Source organism: Kitasatospora sp. NPDC057500 (assembly GCF_042802195.1).
Taxonomy (GTDB): domain Bacteria; phylum Actinomycetota; class Actinomycetes; order Streptomycetales; family Streptomycetaceae; genus Kitasatospora.
The window spans coordinates 1-1,955 of record NZ_JBHVER010000205.1 but is presented as its reverse complement, the minus strand read 5'-3'; the positions used below and the strand labels follow the sequence as shown (position 1 = coordinate 1,955).

2 protein-coding genes are annotated in these 1,955 nt (G+C 75.4%); one reads left to right on the top strand and one right to left on the bottom strand.

Translation table 11 applies throughout. The annotated features are described in order from the left end of the window. Positions 1-52: 52 nt before the first annotated feature. Entirely contained in the window at positions 53-562 is a 510-nt protein-coding gene (locus tag ACFU74_RS30720) for an RICIN domain-containing protein (protein ID WP_380762627.1), read from the bottom strand. Between the two features lie 287 nt (positions 563-849). Here ACFU74_RS30720 and ACFU74_RS30715 point away from each other — a divergent pair, with 287 nt between their 5' ends. After that, positions 850-1,896: an ArsR/SmtB family transcription factor gene (locus tag ACFU74_RS30715; RefSeq protein WP_380762625.1), complete on the top strand. Its 1,047-nt coding sequence runs from the start codon at positions 850-852 to the stop codon at positions 1,894-1,896. The last annotated feature ends 59 nt before the right edge of the window (positions 1,897-1,955 follow it).

The window sequence follows — 1,955 nt, the reverse complement described above, 5'->3', positions numbered from 1 at the left end:
CCCCGGGCGCGGCCGCCCGAGCCCGGCCGCGCCCGGAGCCGGAGCCGGCCCGTCAGCGCAGGAGCCACTGCTGGTAGGCGCTCCCGTTGCACTGCCACATGTTGACCTCGCGCCGGCTGCCGTCGCCCGAGAGCCAGTCCTGGAGGCACAGGCCGGTCGCCTTGTTCTTGAAGGCGACGGCGTTGACGCCCTGCGGGACCAGCTCCCACTTCTGGGTGTCCGCGCCGGAGCACTGGCGCTGGATGATGCTGCTGTAGGCGTTCAGGGTGGTCGGTTCGAGACACAGGAACGAGCTCTGCACCCGGATCTCGGTCCCGCCGACGGCGGCGTCGTCCGTCCAGAACCGCTGGTTCGAGGCGTTCTTGCAGCTGAACTCCTGGAGCAGCGCGCCCTCGGCGGTGGAGCCGCCGCGGATGTCGAGGCACTTGCCCTGGACGACGTTGGCGTAGCCGTGCAGCACCGGGGCGGCCTGCGCGGGGGTGGCCAGCACGGCCGCGGCGGCGAGCAGGCTGCCGGCCACGACACCGGAGCGGACGAGGGACTGACGGGTGGTGGATCGCATGATGGGACGCACTCCTCACCGAAGGGCCGGGACGCCGCGGTGGGACGCCCTCGGCGATCAGCATCGCCAACCGGCCCGGTTCGCCCCAAGGCCCTTCGAGGTCCATCGAATTCGGGCGGCGCAATGTCCGGGGCGTGCCACGAACCGGTCAGAGCCGGGCAACGTGCGCGCCGCGCCCGAACAGTGCGCTTACGGTGGGCTCACGGCCGCCCGGGGCCGCAGGGATCGGTGGGGGCGAGGCCGGGATGTCGCCGCACCCCGCCGGGAGGCCGACGGAAGGGACCGGATTGCTGCGTATCCACTTCACCCACGACGACCTGACCAGGGTCCGGATCGCGCGGGCGCCCGACCCGCTCGCCGAGACGGTCCTGAGCCTGTCACTGGTACAGGCCCGCGACGTGGGAGGAGCGGCCCTGGAGGGGTGGCGCAGCAGGACCCGCAGACGCGTGCGCCCCGAACTGGGCGTGCTGTTCGAGCTGGCGACGCCGGCCGGGGCGGTGGAGGCACCGGAGGCGTTCCTGCACGCCGCCACCGACAGCCTGCCGGACAGCCTGGACGACACCTGGTCGCTGCCGCGCCGGCGGTGGGCGGCGGACCTGACCGTCCTGGAGTTCCTGCGGCCGAGGACGCCCCGCTGGGTGCGGGAGCTGCACGGCGGCTCCCGCGAGTGGCGGGCGGTCGTGGACCGCAGGCTGCGCGAGTACCACGCCTTCGCGGTCGCCCCGTACTGGTCGCAGCTGATGGCCGCCGCGCACACCGACCGGACCGCGCGGGCGCTGGCGACGGCCGACGCCGGGCTGGACGGCCTGCTCGGCTCGCTGCACCCCGACATCCACTGGGCGGCACCGGTGCTGTCGGTGCCCTGCCCGCTGGAGGCCGATGTGTACCTGCGGGGGACCGGGATCCTGCTCGTGCCGACCTTCTTCTGGCCCGAGCCGGTGGCCATGACCGACAACCGGGGACCGGAGCACCCGCTGGTGCTGCACTACCCGCTGGCCCGTGACCTCGCCACCTACCGGACCGTCTGGGCCGCGGCCGCCGCCGAGGAGCCGGGCGGCGGGCTCGTCGCGCTGCTCGGTGCCACCCGCGCCCGCACCCTGCGGGCGGCGGCCGAGCCGGCGGGCACCGCCGAACTCGCCCGCCGCACCGGGACCTCCGCCGCGACCGCCAGCCACCACGCCACCGTCCTGCGCGCCGCCGGCCTGCTCACCACCGAGCGCACCGGCACCGGCGTCCGCCACGCCCTGACCCCCCTCGGCCAGGCCCTCCTCGACGACCGACCGCCCACCGACCGACCGCCCACCGACCGACCGCCCACCGACCGCCGCCCCTGACGACCGGTTGCCTGCCTGGTCGCCGGCATGCCGCCGGGGCCCGCCGTACGGGCCGGCGG

Bases quoted from the DNA above. Each gene is read 5' to 3' on its own strand.
- ACFU74_RS30720 (WP_380762627.1), bottom strand. From the start codon at position 562: ATGCGATCCACCACCCGTCAGTCCCTCGTCCGCTCCGGTGTCGTGGCC.